The 15,049-nt window shown below is 55.5% G+C and carries 12 protein-coding genes; 5 read left to right on the top strand and 7 right to left on the bottom strand.

Features of this window, described 5'->3' with window-relative positions; translation table 11 throughout:
* Nucleotides 1-207: 207 nt before the first annotated feature.
* The 6 genes from ACWGTO_RS31390 to ACWGTO_RS31415 form a co-directional block, all read right to left on the bottom strand.
* The gene (locus ACWGTO_RS31390) at nucleotides 208-963 is read right to left on the bottom strand and encodes an alpha/beta fold hydrolase (protein WP_454578631.1); all 756 of its coding nucleotides are present in this window, start codon (nucleotides 961-963) and stop codon (nucleotides 208-210) included.
* A gap of 71 nt (nucleotides 964-1,034) precedes the next feature.
* Nucleotides 1,035-2,669 (bottom strand): ABC transporter ATP-binding protein, encoded by a 1,635-nt coding sequence (locus ACWGTO_RS31395; RefSeq protein WP_454578632.1) that lies wholly within the window; start codon nucleotides 2,667-2,669, stop codon nucleotides 1,035-1,037.
* On the bottom strand, nucleotides 2,666-3,499 hold the full coding sequence (locus ACWGTO_RS31400) for an ABC transporter permease (protein WP_454578633.1): 834 nt from the start codon (nucleotides 3,497-3,499) through the stop codon (nucleotides 2,666-2,668). The genes ACWGTO_RS31395 and ACWGTO_RS31400 overlap by 4 nt, the downstream gene beginning before the upstream one ends.
* A 32-nt stretch (nucleotides 3,500-3,531) precedes the next feature.
* Nucleotides 3,532-4,491, bottom strand: a complete 960-nt coding sequence (locus ACWGTO_RS31405; protein ID WP_454578642.1) for an ABC transporter permease — start codon at nucleotides 4,489-4,491, stop codon at nucleotides 3,532-3,534.
* A gap of 20 nt (nucleotides 4,492-4,511) precedes the next feature.
* A complete protein-coding gene (locus ACWGTO_RS31410; protein ID WP_454578634.1) occupies nucleotides 4,512-6,089 on the bottom strand; it encodes an ABC transporter substrate-binding protein in 1,578 nt (525 codons plus the stop codon).
* Nucleotides 6,090-6,135: 46 nt separating this feature from the next.
* Nucleotides 6,136-7,437, bottom strand: a complete 1,302-nt coding sequence (locus ACWGTO_RS31415) for an alkaline phosphatase family protein (RefSeq protein WP_454578635.1) — start codon at nucleotides 7,435-7,437, stop codon at nucleotides 6,136-6,138.
* 231 nt (nucleotides 7,438-7,668) lie between these two features.
* Between ACWGTO_RS31415 and ACWGTO_RS31420 the strand changes: the two genes are divergently transcribed.
* Nucleotides 7,669-8,664 (top strand): LysR family transcriptional regulator, encoded by a 996-nt coding sequence (locus ACWGTO_RS31420; protein WP_454578636.1) that lies wholly within the window; start codon nucleotides 7,669-7,671, stop codon nucleotides 8,662-8,664.
* Here ACWGTO_RS31420 and phnA read toward each other — a convergent pair.
* Nucleotides 8,636-9,901, bottom strand: coding sequence for a phosphonoacetate hydrolase (phnA, locus tag ACWGTO_RS31425; protein ID WP_454578637.1), 1,266 nt, complete (start codon nucleotides 9,899-9,901; stop codon nucleotides 8,636-8,638). The two genes, ACWGTO_RS31420 and phnA, sit on opposite strands and share 29 nt — an antisense overlap.
* A 464-nt stretch (nucleotides 9,902-10,365) precedes the next feature.
* On the opposite strand from phnA, the gene ACWGTO_RS31430 reads away from it, so the two are divergent.
* The 4 genes from ACWGTO_RS31430 (at nucleotide 10,366) to ACWGTO_RS31445 (ending at nucleotide 14,951) form a co-directional block, all read left to right on the top strand.
* Nucleotides 10,366-11,952, top strand: a complete 1,587-nt coding sequence (locus ACWGTO_RS31430) for an ABC transporter substrate-binding protein (RefSeq protein ID WP_454578638.1) — start codon at nucleotides 10,366-10,368, stop codon at nucleotides 11,950-11,952.
* A 148-nt stretch (nucleotides 11,953-12,100) separates the two neighbouring features.
* On the top strand, nucleotides 12,101-12,880 hold the full coding sequence (locus ACWGTO_RS31435) for a class II aldolase/adducin family protein (RefSeq protein ID WP_454578639.1): 780 nt from the start codon (nucleotides 12,101-12,103) through the stop codon (nucleotides 12,878-12,880).
* 75 nt (nucleotides 12,881-12,955) lie between these two features.
* The gene (locus ACWGTO_RS31440; RefSeq protein ID WP_454578640.1) at nucleotides 12,956-14,026 is read left to right on the top strand and encodes a uroporphyrinogen decarboxylase family protein; all 1,071 of its coding nucleotides are present in this window, start codon (nucleotides 12,956-12,958) and stop codon (nucleotides 14,024-14,026) included.
* 223 nt (nucleotides 14,027-14,249) lie between these two features.
* Nucleotides 14,250-14,951, top strand: a complete 702-nt coding sequence (locus ACWGTO_RS31445) for a LysR family transcriptional regulator (protein ID WP_454578641.1) — start codon at nucleotides 14,250-14,252, stop codon at nucleotides 14,949-14,951.
* Nucleotides 14,952-15,049 lie beyond the last annotated feature (98 nt).

Genomic DNA, 15,049 nt, shown 5'->3' on the forward strand with positions numbered 1-15,049 from the left:
CGGCGCGCGCCTAACATGCTGACTTAATAACTTATTCTTACAGGCGGTGTTTAAGTCGGGTCTTACAGGCGGTGTTTAAGTCGGGTGTGGGTCGCTCGCACGACCACCACGCATTCCCGTCGTCACTGACCGGGAGGCGGCCGACCTCTGTGGTGATTTCATTCGCGAAAGCTGGCCTGTCGTTGCCGTCGATGATGTGCCTACGGGTCAACGAGCACACCGCTGAGCATGCTCCACACACGCGATGATCGCTCTTGCATATCCCTCCGGGTCCTCGGCCATCATCAAGTGGCCAACCCGCGGGATGTTGATGCGGGTTGCGCAGCATTGGTTCGCCCACATCGGCGTATCCCAATCCGCTGAAGAACGTTCCCCGGCAATAAGATTAACCGGCAGGCTCGAGTGGAATACCCTCTCCAGTGCAGGCAAATATTCGCGCTGCAATGTTGCCTTCACGACAGCGGTGGCTTGGGCCCTGACAGCTTCGGCTGACTGATTGTCGAGCCAGCTAATAGAAAGCTGATCTGACCAAGGAGATGAAGGAACGCCCATTCCTGCGAACCATGCGACCGAATCTGACCTGTAACCGTCAAAAATCCGGCGTACTTCCTCGTTTGACTTGTCCGAGATCGATCGCGACCAGAAGGCGTCTTTGATGGTGAAGTTTCCCTCGACACTCGTGAGCGATGCGATGCGATGGCTCCATTCGATCGCGCACAACGCGGCGACTACGCCGCCGACGGAGTGTCCGACGAGATGGACTTCCCCCAGGGCCTTGTTCTGAACGAAACGCATGACATGTCTCGCTTGGTCGAACAATGTAAGGCCATCCACTGCAGCCTCTCTAAACTCACCGTATCCAAGCAGGTCAGGTGCGAAGACAGGACGGTCGCCAAACGATTTCAAGATCCGCGGGTCTTTCTGATGTCCGAATAATCCGTGGACGAGGACGATAGGCTTCATAAGAGTTCTCAAAGAGGAGTTATGCGCCACGCTCAGCGAATTGTTGGGGTAGACTTCTGAAAAGCCCCCGCTCACTGAAGCAAAAGCGCTTGATTTTGAACGAGGACCGCCTGGTCCAGCCACCCTTTGTTGGGTAACGGAATGCTATTGATCAAGCTTCGCGTGTAGCCTTCACTTGGGCGAGACATAACATCCGATGCTAGCCCCTCCTCCACAATGCCGCCATTTCTCATCACGACGATACGGTCCGCCAAACCTGCGGCCGTAATCAAGTCGTGGGTAATGAACAAGAAAGAGGTTGAAGACACATCTCTGATGGAGCGAATTAGGTCTACGATTTCTGCTCTCGTCACGACGTCGAGCGCGGAGGTGACTTCGTCACAAAGTACGAGATCGGGCTCCGCAGCCAAGGCTCGTGCGAGATTGAGGCGCTGTTTCTGTCCGCCAGACAACTCGCTCGAAAGTCTATTAAGAAGATGAGGAGGAAGGCGAACGCGTTCCAGCAAACTCTCTGTTCTTTTGTGGCAATCCTTGCTCGAGGACACGTCGAAGAGCCTGAGGGGCCGTGCAAGAATATCTTTTACCAGCTGCTTTGGATTCAGTGCTGTGTCTGCCGACTGCATCACGAGTTGGATCTGGCGAAGCGTTTCCCTGCTTCGTGCGCTAACCCCAACATTCAGCGGGTTTCCGCGCCAGCTGATCCCTCCCTCTACCTGTGGGATCAAACCTGCGATAGTGCGCGCCAGTGTACTCTTCCCGCTTCCAGATTCGCCCACCACAGCGACGATCTCACCTCTACCGATCTCCAAGTTAACATTGCCGATGATTGGCCTGCTCTTTCGCTGATACGTCGCGGCTACGTTCCGCAAGCTGAGCAACGGGGTGTCGACAGTCTTGACCACGGACTGTTTCAAAGAAGCGCTTACGTCAGAGGCTGCGACGAGACCTTTCGTGAGATGATGGCGCGGCCTCGTCAGGATCTCTGTTGTGGGGCCTTCTTCCACAATCTCGCCATTTGCTAAAACGATGAGGCGATCGGCAAGTTGCGCAACAACGGCCAAATCATGCGTTATATATATGGCCGCGGCTTGGCTGACTCGAAGAGTTTCGCGGAATGCGTGTAGCACTCCGATTTGCGTTGTGACGTCCAGTGCCGTTGTCGGTTCGTCAAAAACAACAAGCTTTGGTCCGCCAGCAAATGCCATGGCTGCCGCGAGGCGCTGGAGCTGTCCGCCACTCACCTCGTGTGGGTATCGAAGGCCTATAGCTCTTGTGTCTGGCAGACCCAATTGCTTGTAGAAATCCACCGCCGTTCGAAGAGCTTGGCTCTTGCCAGCAATACCATGAAGAATTTGACCTTCGACGACTTGACGGTTTATCGTAAGTGCCGGGTTGAAGGCTGCTGCGGCACTCTGCGGCACGTAAGCGGCTTCAGTGCCTCTTAACTTGCGTTTCGCCTTCGTATCTAGGTCGAGGATAGGGCTCCCTGACAACCGAATATCGCCGGCCGTAATGTGGAGTCCGGGACGTACGTATCCCAACGCAGCCAAACCGATCGTCGATTTGCCTGAACCGGATTCGCCGATCAACCCCAAGATTTCTCCCGGCATAACTTCAAAGGTGACGCCGTTGACGACAGCTCGAGTGCTACCCTCTTGATGTTCAGGGTGGATGATCAGGTTTACGACTTTTAGGATAGCGGTCATTGGGAAATCTCGGAAGGAAGCCGGGAATTTTCTCGATGCATAAGATAGTCCACCAAAAGGTTCACGGCGACGGTGATGGATGCAATACAGGCGGCAGGGATGAGTGCCGCAGGGGAGCCGTATACCAGGCCCTGGATGTTTTCGTGGACCATAACTCCCCAATCCGCGCCAGGCGGCTGAACGCCGAGCCCGAGGAAAGAAAGCGAAGAGACCATGAGTATTGAGTAGGTGTATCGCAAACCAAATTCAGCAAGCAAAGGGGACCGGCAGTTGGGTAAGATCTCCCGGCTTGCAAGCCAGAACATGCTTTCCCCGCGAGCTCTGGCGATCTGGACGAAATCCAAAACATCGATGTCCATCGCCAGTGCTCGGGCAATGCGGAATACTCGCGTCATTTCCACGAGCGCGACAATCGCAATCATTGCGACCGTTGACGAGCCGATTGTGCCAAGGATCACCAAGGCAAGAATAAGAGATGGAAACGACATTACCGCATCAACGAACCGCGACAGCAAGTTATCTACTGCACGTCCTGCTCCCGATAGAGCAGCCCCGAACCCAAGAAACACTCCGACAGCAAAGGCGGCAGAACAAGCGATGAGCGCCAGTCCGAGCGTTGCACTCGTTGCATAGAGCAGCCGGGAGAGTAGATCGCGCCCGAGGTAATCGGTTCCTAGTGGACCAGCTTCTGCGGCGAAAGAAAAACTCTCCGCAGAGAGAATCGCATCAGGCGGAAACGGCGCGATCACTGGCCCGATGATCGCAATCAACGCCCAGAATGTGATGATCGCGATCGAGATATTGCGCAGGTTCTTACCTTTGTGGTTCATCCTCAACGAACCCCTTGTGAGCCTTGCCCTAATCATGATCGGCCTCCGTTCCGCCGCCGGAGGCGGGGATTGGCAAGCAGCGCAAGGATGTCTGCGACACAATTCACGATGAGGTAGACGGCGCAGAACACGAGCCCACAGGCTTGGATCAGCGGAAGGTCGCGTATAGCTACGCTCTCAACCATCAACCGTCCTAAGCCTGGGTACGCGAATGCTACCTCCACGACGACGACGCCGGCGATGAGGTAGGCGACTACAGAGGCCACCACCGTGACTATTGGAGCGATAGCATTGGGCAAGGCATGCTGAAGCACCACTTTGTGCCGAGGAGCGCCTTTTAGGAGCGCTGTTTCGATATATGGCCGCGTCAGCACCTCAAGCATAGCCGCTCTTGTCATGCGTAGGAGATGGGGGATGACCGCCAGTGAAAGGACTGCGACTGGTAGAGCCAGCGTACGAAACTGCTGGAGCCAAGACATACGAGGTCGCAACATTGCCGTAGCTGGTAGAAGGCCCAGTTGTACTGCGAAGATATACGTCAGCAGAACACAGAGAAAGAACTCGGGTAGTGCGGCTATACAGACCGCTCCCATGTTGATGCTACGATCGACGATGGAATTCACCCGAAGGACCGACCAGACGCCGAGCGCTAAGCCAACAGGAATGCTAATTAAGGCAGCAATCGCGGCTAGCTTGAGAGAATTCGCGAACGGCGAGCCGATTAGAGTGGAGACTGCGCGGCCATTGCTGATTGAGGTTCCGAGGTCCCCTTTCGCTATTCCTCCAACCCAGTGCAGATAGCGGCTCAAAGCAGGCTGATCGAGACCAAGCTGTGTTCGAAGAGCTGCCAGTGTTTCCGGCGTAGCGTTTTGGCCCAGAAGCGCTTGGGCGGTATCGCCAGGCAGCAACAGCGTGGAGAAAAATATGACCACCGAAACTAGCGCTAGGGTGGCGAGTGCGCTCGCCATCCTTTTTGGAATGAGATACCACATCACGACTCTTGTTTCCGAATTCAGGCTGCGTTGATTGAGATGCCGGCACCACTAAGGAAGCCGCCACGCGGGCCCATCGGATGCGACAGTATCTCACCTTCGAACGACGCATGTCGAGCGTGCAGGTAGTCTGGAAACGCAGCGACCAAATTGCCACCTTGATCTCGGACAAGAGATTGGAGCTCACGCCAATATTGGCGCCGTTTCGCTTCGTCGAGTTCGCCACGTGCGGACACAAGCAAGTTGTCCAGCTCGTCACTCTTGAACCGCGTTTCGTTCGAAACAGATTGGCTGCTATGGGCTGTGCCCCACAGCGTATCGGCGTTCGCCCGCACATTCCATTGCGACGAGAACATTGCACGCTTCATCCAGGTGGACTTCCAATAGTCGTCAGCCGGCACCTGATTGATATTAACTTTCAGGCCGGCAGGTTTGGCAGTTTGCTGGAGCAAGAGCGCTTGCTCGACGGCGCCGGGACCGGCGCCTGTCGAGGTGTAAAGATCAACAACGCCATTCTCCATGCCTGCTTTCTTCAGGTGGAACCTGGCTTTGTCAGGATCGTACTCGCGCAAAGGGATGTCGGCGGCATAGACTGGGTCATTTGGCGCCACCTCGTGATCGTTGCCGAGTTGGGCATAGCCCTTGTAAACGCTGTCAACAACCTTCTGGCGGTCCTGCAGTAGCTTCAGTGCCATTCGAAAATCAAAATTGTTGAATGGCGCCCGGTCCAAGCCCATCGCGATATCGACAACCTGGCCGCTGCGGGCGAGTACGGCTTTGGCAGATGCTGACTTCTCGAGCATCGGCATCGCGTTGACGTCAACGCCGATCGCGAAGTGAATTTCACCGGCAAGCAATGCGTTCAAGCGTGAGACCGGGTCGGGGATCGAGAATGTCTCAATCCCATCAAGATAGATACGATCAGCGTCCCAATAGTCTGGATAGCGAACGAAATGGGCGCGCTCTCCGGGGTGGAAAGCTTCAACTTTGAACGGCCCCGACCCAATGGGCGAGGAGAAGTCCGTCTGATCGGCCGGTACGATCGCGGCACGAGGATCGGTTAGGAGGGCAGGAAATTCTGCATTTGGCCCCGAAAGCTTCAGCCGAATGACGAGATCGCTCTCGGCTTTAATCTCCTGTATCTGCGCCATCAAGCTTTTGATCGCGGAAATGGAATTGCCTCCAACATGCCGCTGGAAGCTATAGGCGACATCCTGAGCAGTGATTGTTTTTCCATTGTGGAAGGTCAGGCCTTTTCTCAGCCGAAACACCCATTCGGTCGCGTCGGGCCTTCCGGGTTCGAATGATTCCACGAGGTGTGGCCGCGGACGTCGGTTCAGATCGAGCTGGACCAGCGTGCCATAGATTTGGGTGGAGCGGTTCGCATCGATATCACTCGACGCTCTTACCGGGTCCAACGTTTCTGCGGGACTTGCCGACTGAAACGCAATGAGTGCCGTGCCACCTTTCCGCGGACTTTCAGCCTGCCCCCAAGCTCGTGCGCGTGGCATAAGGGTAATGCCCGCTACCGTCGCAGCCGAACCGACAAGGAATGATCGGCGTGACGCGCCTGCTTTCACTAAATCGACGAATGTCATGTATCTTTTCCTACCTCGGCAATGGTCGGATGCAGCGCCACGAATACTAAGCCTCGATTGAGGCAAGCGCTGCGTTTTGGCTAGTTGAGGAATGCTGCATGGACGACCCGTCCATGCCCTCAGCAGGCAGGTTCAGGTGCTTTAAAATTGTCGGCGCGAGATCGACGAGCGACGAGGGCCTGGAATTCAATGCACCTGCGACAAATCCGTCGCCTTCGATCATGAGAACAGGGCTCTGTTCGTAGCGGCCGAGACCACCGTGTTGGCCACATCCCAACCGATCGGGTTTGTCGAAGAGTGGCCTTGCTGCAAAGCTTCGGCCGGGTACCCCAAACTCGTTGACATCGTCATCGGCAGCCATCGATACGAACAATGCGAGGCCGCGGGCCGATGTATGGCCAAGAGACTGTAGTTGATGCGCTTCGAAGATGTTGCCGACCCAGGCTTGGCCGCGAAGGCTTGAGGACAGATCTGAGATCATCGAATGGCCAGCTTCTGTGGCGTAAATCAACGCGGAGGTGCCATTCGGGACGATGACAACATCCCCTTTCTCCAAGGCAGCTGAAAAGCCGAGTTCGGCAACCTTCTGCTCTACATCGATAACGTCCCGAACGGTTTGATGACCATGGTCCGAGCCGATGATGAGAAGAGTGTCATCGCCCTGTTGTCTAAGCTCTACGACGCGATCAATCACCTGACCTGCCAGGCGATCACATTCTTTTAGAGCAGCAATATGCTCGGGTGATCCCAGTGCGACCTCATGCTGTGTTGAGTCAGGATGCCCGAGCCACAACAAAGCAAGCGCTGGCCGATGGCTCGAGAGCGCGTCTGCGATAAAGAGTTCCGTCATTTTCCGGTCGCCCTCAAGAGTCCAATCGATCTTGAGCTGCCGCTCAGTCGTAACTGGTCGACCCTTGTCAAATGAGCCAGCACGATGATGCACAACGCCGTGACCGTCAGGATCATGGGCGTAGGCAGCACCAGGAGATACGTTTGAATAGACAATCGATCCACCGTGGTCTTCGACCAGCTCGGCGAGACCGCGCTTGTTCAGACGTGATCCTGTTATTCGGCGCTTGTGATCGAAGAAATCCGGTCGACCTGTGTCGAAGATCTTGAAGCGGCCGTTCTCCATTAGCGAAAAACTGTTGCCTTCAACACCGTGTTGGGCGGGAAAACAGCCTGTCGTGAAAGTTGAAGAGCAGACCCGAGTGACCGATGGAGCAATACTTTTGTATCCGTCGACCGTCTCAGCCATCCGACTGAAGCTTGCAAGACGAGGCATATACTTTTCGACCACGAAATCGCGGCGCAGCCCATCAAGAATAACTACTACGACCCGGCGCATCACCGAACTCCTCCCGTTTCCGTTGCTCCGCACGTGATTGCATACGGCTGGCAGGCGAGTGATGGGCTCAGCCATCTGAAAGCGGAACGCTCTTGGGATTGTAATATTGCTGTCATCAAATCGCTCTATGGTCACTTGTTTTGGTCGATAGACTACATCTTGGCATGGAGTTATTTAACCACACTAAATGTAGACGGTACAGTGACTTTTCGAAGAGTGAGGTGTGAGGTAATGGAACAGAAAAAGCGAAGGCTTCCGTCGCTGAAGTCTCTGCTCTTCCTTGAATCCGTTGTTCGGACAGGGAGTGTCACTGCCGCGGCAGACGAGCTATCCATCACTCACAGCGCTGTGAGCAAGCAACTTTCGCAGCTTGAGGTATGGCTTGGTGTTCCGCTATTCACAGAGAAACGCAGAGGGATGATCCCGACCGCCGCAGTGGCCAAAATCGCGTCTGTTGTCGACAAAGCACTCGACGATATCCAGCATGCGGTGGACGACGTAAAGCCAGTCGCTAAGATGACGCCGAACTTAAAGGTGATCGCGCCAGCGACGTTTGCAATGCGTTGGCTGATTCCAAAACTTCCGGAGTTTCATTCAGCTGATCGCGGTTTCGGTGTCATGGTCCAAACGACCCATACCCCGGATAATTGGCTTGATTTCGAATTTGACGTGGCAATTCGTAGAGGAGGAGTGATCCCGAAGCAATTTGCCCCGCGTGCCCTTTTCAGCGAACAGCTCACATTGGTATCCTCTTGCCGGCCTGGTGAACAGGATTTAGACGATCCGGCAGAGCACATTGAGAAGTTTGGTTTGTTGGATGTTGCGACGCGGCCGGGGGAACTGCGGGAATACCTAGCCGCGGTGGGATTGTCGACAGCGTTGTCGAAGAGAGCAAGAACGATGCCCCATTTTTACGTGGGGCTAGACGCAATGCTCGGAGGTCGCGGTGCTCTTGTCGCGCCGGATTACTTGATGGAGGGGCACTTTGCCCGCGGAGAGGTGCAGGAGGTCTTTCCAGACGTTTTGGTGGCAGGCCCGACTTATCAGATCTTCATCAATCCGCAGAGTCAGCTAACAGTCGCCGCTGCAGGATTCGTGGAATGGGTCCGGTCGCTTGTACCCCAAAAGGCCAACGCTAAAAGGCTCACCGAGCGTCTTCAAAAAACGCGCCGGCAGCCTTCGCATTGTAAAGATCATCTCAGTTGCGAGTTGTCGCAACCCCGTTGATAGCATATTCGAAAATATCAAAGTTCCGAAGGTTATGCTTTGGCCGAAGTGCGTACTCCTCGTTCAACTGGTGCGACACAAAAAACGGTACCCGTTGTTCGTTTAAGCTTCCGTGAGAACGGAGGCGCTCGGCTGCAAGTTGGGTCAGATCGTGATCTATCTTTCGACCCCCAAGCGCTACCCCCTTCGATCCGACTAAGACAAAATCGGCCTCGCGATCGAGCGGGAGCTCAAATCGTTCAGCTGCGTCTTCACCCGAAAGTGCAATATCGACGCCCGGCAGAGATCTCAACGCCTTGAAGACATCCGCGCGACTGACTGTTTTGGTCATTAGATGCACTCGAACGAAGCCGCCAAGCGACCCGTGGTGCCTGACAAATGGATCGCTGATTGGGCAAATCACCTTCGTGGCGCCCTGACCAAACTCTTCATCCAGGACGTCACCAACGTACAGAACGTTCGGTGCGCCATCGGCACGTGCAAGATCGCTCATTCCGTGGTCCGCGACAACACCCACCACGGCCCCTAGATCAAGAAGCCGTCTGAGCCGCTGATCTACGGCATTCATAAATTCGTGAGACTCCGCCGCTTCCGGAGCAAATTTATGTTGCATCAGGTCGGACAGAGACAAATAGACGAGATCGAGCGGTCGCGTCTCCAGAAGACGAATACCAGCGTCCAAAACAAACAACGACAGATCAGGGGAATACTGATCCGGGGCGCTTCGTCCAACCAGACCCACCAGATCATCAATGCCATTCTCCTTAATTGAGCAGGAGTTTGCATTCTGGGCGGAGACGGCAATGCCTAGCATTTCGTGCGCGAGGGCTTTCCGGAGCTTGTCCTTCGCAGTCACAACCGCGACATTTGCCCCGGCTTTGGAGAACTCTGCAAGAATCGTCGATGCGCGCATCAAACGCGCGTCTAACATCATCACCTCTTGTTTGGTTTCCCTGTCGAGGTAAAAGTTCCCACCAACGCCATGCACGCTTGGCGGCGCGCCGCACACGATGGAGACGTTGTTCGGGTTCGTAAATGTCGGCATAGCCGCAGCGGCTTCAGCGTAAAACCCTCCCTTGATCATCTGAGCAATCGTGGGGATGCAGCCAGCCTCGCTTGAAGCTGCGATGTAGGCAGGATCGCACCCATCGAAGCAAACAACGACGGTTGGACCCTTTGGCCATTGGTAAAGTCTTCCATTGACCTCGACCGTCCGAGCATTATCGGGTTTAGACACGGGATTCCTTTCTGTCGGTTCAGACCACTTTGAAGGATTCCCTATAGGCGCTGCCTTTACCCGTTTATATTTGCTTTATTTCCGCCACGTTGTGAGGTTTTGGAACAGAAGTTCTGTGGCCAGGCGTTCATGACGGAGTGCGCGAAACGATCCCGTTCGCCGCACACCGACCCATTCATTTTGCTCGGCTCGTGTTCCGTTAGCTCACAAGGACCGTGCCAACTATTCAATATAGTTCTCTTGGCAACCTGATACGATCTCTACGTCGATCAAGATTTAAAGGGAGATCCCGGGGGACAGGGTGCTCGTTTTAGACAACTCGCCCGCCGTTTGTGCCTTCGCCGAGTGCATAAAACTTGCGCTTAGACAGGTATGCATCCATCCGTTCGCCAGCCTCCGGTTCGTTCTCGGCGATATCTGTAGCCTTTCCTTCCACGAAACCAGCTCATACGCGAGATAGAGAAATGTCGAAGCATCCTATCCTTTCAGCTCTCCCCCTGTTAAATCAGCCCGTGGCTACACGCCGAAGCTTTCTACAACTCGGCGCGGGTGCCGGCATCGCCATCGCTGGCGGTGTATTTGCATCTCCTCACCGCGCAATCGCGCAGCCTCAAAACGGCGGAATTGCTCGGATCGCCACGGAAATCAGTGACGTTACTGCTAGCCTAGATCCAACGAAAATCTTGACCAATACCGACATTGCTCGCGCTTTTCAGGTATATAACACATTGGTTCGGCTTGATGACAAGCTTGCCGTCAAGCCGTCACTTGCCGAATCTTGGGAGATGACGAAGCCGGATGCCACTGAGTGGGTCTTCAAACTTCGGCGCGGCGTGACCTTTCACAACGGCAAATCATTCACGGCCGCTGACGTCGTATGGAACATCCAGCGTCACATCGCACCGACGAGTTCCTCAAACGCCCGGTCTCTACTTGCTTCAGTGAAGCAGGTGAAAGCAGACGACTCGACCACTGTTCGGTTCACGCTCGATAGCCCGAATGTTGACTTCCCCGTCAACCTGGGCATGCCATACCTACCCATGGGCCCAGAAGGTCAAAGCGACTTCTCGCTGCCAATTGGAACAGGTCCATTCCGAATGGTCGAATACACGCCGGGGGGCTCTTCCTCAGCAACGCGCAATCCAGACTATTGGAATGCGGCGAACGTCTACCTGGAGGGGATTGAGGTCGTCGCAATTGCAGAACCTGCCAGCAGGCTCAACGCTGTGCTTGCTGGGGATATCGACTTCGCCATGAGCGCTGATGCCTCCTCGTTGCCTCTGCTGCAGCGGTCGAATGTTGCCGAACTGGTGTCCGTGCGCGCAGGTCAGATCGTTGCTGTGGCGATGCAGTGCAACCAGAAGCCGACGAGCAATAAAGATCTTCGCCTGGCGCTCAAATATCTTCAAGACCGTGAGCGGATCAAAAGCAACGTTTACAAGGGGTATGCTCAAATCGCCAATGATCATCCGGTATCGCCGATAGATCCTGTGTATTGCGCAGACCTGCCGATCCGCCCATACGACGTCGACCGCGCCAAATTCCACCTCAAGAAAGCGGGCATGGAGCAGTCAGCTTTGGAGGTCTACGTGGCTCCAGGCGTTGGTCCGGGGCTCGTTGAGCAGATGCTGATGTTCCAGCAGACGGCGGCGCCTGCTGGACTTGACATCAAGGTCAACAAAGTACCAGGCGAGGGGTACTGGGGAAGCGTCTGGGCGAAGCATCCGCTGACAAGCACGCACGCGAACACCCGGCCGCGAGCGGACGTGTTCTGGAGTTCCAACCTGAAATCGGGTGAAAACGAAACCGGTTACTCCGATCCGCGTATCGACAACTTGCTTGACGCTGCAAGGGCAGAAGTCAACGAAGCCAAACGCAAGCAACACTGGTGTGACTTGCAGACGATAGTCCACGAGGACGGGGGCTATCTCGAAGCTGCATTCCCTGACTACCTTCACACCAAGTCCCGTAAGCTGCAGGGCGTCGTTTCGCACCCGATGGGCGGGTTGAGCGATTTCCTTAGCGGTGAAGGTTGGTGGTTCTCGAACTAGTTTCGTAGAGCGAAGTACCGCTAAGGCGAGCGAAAAACTGACGGCGTCGGGGCAACCAATTTTGCCCTGACGACGCAGACATGTGCGGTCGGTGAGCAATTGGGGTGTTGAGTTGGTGAACTCGAACATCCGCACCTTGGAGATAACTATGAGTGCACCAAAAAACGACAGGACCCAGTCGATCAACCCCGATGTTTCTGAAGCGGAACGAGCGTTACGCATTGATCTTGCTGCAGCTTATCGTCTCGCAGATCGCTTCGGATGGGCCGATCTTACCTCCGCCCATTTCTCCGCGGCAGTTCCCGGCGAGGAGGGACTGTTTCTCGTAAACCCTTATCCAAGCTATTTTCATCAACTCCGGGCTAGCGATCTGATCAAGCTGGACATGGACGGAGTGCAGGTCGGGGGCCCGCCCAGCGATGTAAACCCGGCGGGTTTCACGATCCATAGCGCCGTACACATGGCCCGTCCTGATGTTGGTTGTGTGATGCATGTTCACACGATTGCAGGTATGGCGCTGAGTGCACTGGATTGTGGACTTCTGCCCATCACCCAGCACGCTTTGCTATTCCATAAATCAATTGGATATCATGATTATGAAGGCATTGCCGACGATCTGGCCGAGCGGGAGCGGCTCGTAGCCGATCTTGCAGATCATAAAGCGGTAATATTACGCAATCATGGATTCTTGGTCGTCGGCCGCTCCATCCCGGAAGCGTTCAAAACCATGTTCTACCTTGAGAAGGCAGCAAATGCGCAACTGCTCGCTATGGCAGCTTGTGCCGGGGGTGCCAACCTCCTGCAGCCGAAACCCGAAGTGTGCACAAAAACCGCAGCCCAATATCAAGATTTCGGAATATTTGGTGCCGAAGATTGGGAGGGGCATCTTAGGACGTTGGACGCGATAGATCCGGCATTCCGACATTAACGACTTTCAAACGCGCGACCCACCTCGCACCTTACCCTAATCGCTTCACAATGTGACTATGACTGGAACATCACGATGATCTTGAAACCCCTTTCAACGCAAATCGTAGGAAGCTATGCGAAGCCAAACTGGCTTGCGCGGCACCAAAAGATGCGTGCTCTTGACGGCAGTTGGTGGCGTCCGGAACCAGAAGTTCTCGAAGAGGCAAAGCGCGACGCCGTGCGCCTGGCTATCTATGAGCAGGAGCGAGCGGGACTCGACATCATCTCCGATGGCGAAGCTCAACGTGCTGCCTGGGATCGTGATTTCTTCGGGACATTATCCGGAATCAACCTCGAAGTTACAGAGGAAGCGGCCACTTCAACCTGTGAGCACCACCACCAGCGAGACGAAAGCGGCTGGGAAGAATACAGTCAGCTGAGCCGCCGAAGACCAGTCGTGGACGGCGCCATCGTGTTCCAAAAGTCGGTAGTCGCTCACGAGGTCGGCTTTGCGAAGAGCATTGCCCGCCAACCGTTGAAAGTTGCAATTGCGGGCCCACTTTCCTTGTCGCAACAAGTCGTTGATCGCCACTACGGCGATCAGGATAAGCTTATACTGGCAATGGCTTCAGCTCTGAACATGGAACTGCGTGCACTTCAGTCAGCTGGGGCAGACGTAGTCCAAATCGATGAAGGGTCGTGGCACTTTGATGTCGATCTCGCCCGCCGCATTGGTCCACGCGCTATCAGCCGCATGGTCGAAGGCATACACGTGCCCGTGATCGTACATGTCTGCTACGGCTACTCGATTGTGTACAAGGAGAAGGTCCCGAGCCCCGTGTATCCAGAGGTGTTGCAACTCCTGGCAGACTGCCCAATCGCCGGCATCAGCTTAGAGTATGAGCAGCCCGGACACTCCCCGGAAATTCTGAAAAATTGCGGCGACAAGCATGTGGTAGTCGGGATGTTGGACCTAGCCAAATTGGAGGTAGAGACGCCAGATCATATCGCGCGAAGGCTCCGCGATGCTCTGGAAGTCGTCCCCGCAGAACGGCTTCACCCTAGCTCGGATTGCGGTATGTGGTTTTTGCCAAGAAGCGTAGCGTTCGGCAAAATTAGCGCGCTCGTCGAAGGTACGCGCTTGGTTAGCAACAGTCTTGTATAGGGCAGACGGCACTTCTTGTGGGACGCTCCACCATCAGAGCCCGTTCGAACGCGGACGCGAAAGCGAAAGCCTGGAAAGTGTGAGGCAGCGTTTGATCAGGGGTGACCAGCATCCGGTCGAAGGTCCTGATGTCGTGCATATCGCCGGTCGACCGGAGATTGCCGCAGAATGCCTCTTTGCCGTGCTCACCGAGCAAGTCGGCAAGAACACATGAGGTGCGTCCGTGGGGAAGGCGCATCGCTCCATCGAGTTTCGTCATTTGCGCTATTTCCTGGCCGCAGCAGAGCAAGGAAGCTTTCGCAAGGCGGGACTTGCGCTGGGCGTCCAGGAATCGACGATCAGCCGATGTATCCGCGATCTTGAGGACAATCTTGGCGCATCGCTATTTCACAGGCATAGCGCCGGTGTGCGTCTGACCTTCGCCGGACAAAGGTTCCTCCAGCGTGCTCGGGACATTGACCGGCAGATCGGCGAGAGTGGCGACGACGTCGCGATGATCGGCCGGGCGGAGATGGGAGTGGTGAGGGTCGGGCTCTTCTCCTCGCTCTCGTCAGGGTTTCACGCCGAGCATTTCGGCGGCAAGCGGGAGGATGTAGACCCGGGTGATCGCGGCGTCTTCATCGCGCTCACGCTCAATCACCGCTGGTGGCGCCGCCGGCACCGAAGCGGCGTGCTTAAAACCCGGCAATTACTATCCGATCTTCATGCACGACAAAGGCAAAACCATAGTCGACGCATGGGCAATCGGATTCGCGCTCGGGCTGGGCTTGGGAGGCGAAGCATGGGCGCCAATCCTCTTGGCGACCCCGAAACCTGTCATCACACCGATCATGGCCGTCAATCCGCAGCTTACCAAAATGCTATTCCGCCTCGCAAAAGGATCGCGACGCGCGCTCACATGGGCGTCGAAGTGTCAAGGTTATGAGTCACAGCGCATAGGGCACTCTCCAAGGTAACGGCACCCAGGGGCCTGAGCTCGACTGCATGACGCGGCTCGTTTGTCGAACCTCATCCAGCTCACAT

The sequence above is a fragment of the Mesorhizobium sp. PL10 genome (assembly GCF_053714315.1).